Source organism: Kytococcus schroeteri (assembly GCF_002847825.1).
GTDB classification, from domain to species: Bacteria; Actinomycetota; Actinomycetes; order Actinomycetales; family Dermatophilaceae; genus Kytococcus; species Kytococcus schroeteri.
This window is the reverse complement of the sequence record NZ_PKIZ01000085.1, coordinates 1-365: the sequence shown is the minus strand read 5'-3', so window position 1 is coordinate 365 and position 365 is coordinate 1. Positions and strand designations below refer to the sequence as shown.

The following is a 365-nucleotide window of genomic DNA, read 5'->3' as shown; positions in this document are numbered from 1 at the left end:
GCCGTGGCCGCGTTCGGTCATGGCAAAGCAGCCGAGGGCCTCGAGGTTCATCAGCTTCCCCACCATCTCCTGGTGGCGTTCGGTTCCCAGGTTGCCGACGGCGCCGCCGAACAGGCCCCACTGCACTCCGGACTTCACCATGAGCGACAGGTCGGCGTGCCCCAGCATCTCGATGGAGGTCAGGCAGCGGCCGGTTTCGCCCGCGCCGCCCTGGTCGGCGCGAAAGGCGTGGTTCGGCACGCCGGATTCGAGCACACGCTGCAGGTGCTCGGTGGTGCGGGCACGGGACTGCTCGAGATCCAGGTCGCTGCGCGGCAGGATGTCTGGCTCTGCCAGCAGGCTACGGGTTTCCTCGCGTGCTTCCG

The 365-nt window shown here is 68.8% G+C and carries 1 pseudogene; it reads right to left on the bottom strand.

Annotation, left to right across the window (positions count from 1 at the left end):
- Positions 1–365 (bottom strand): annotated as a pseudogene (locus tag CYJ76_RS11615) (acyl-CoA dehydrogenase family protein); the annotation flags it as partial.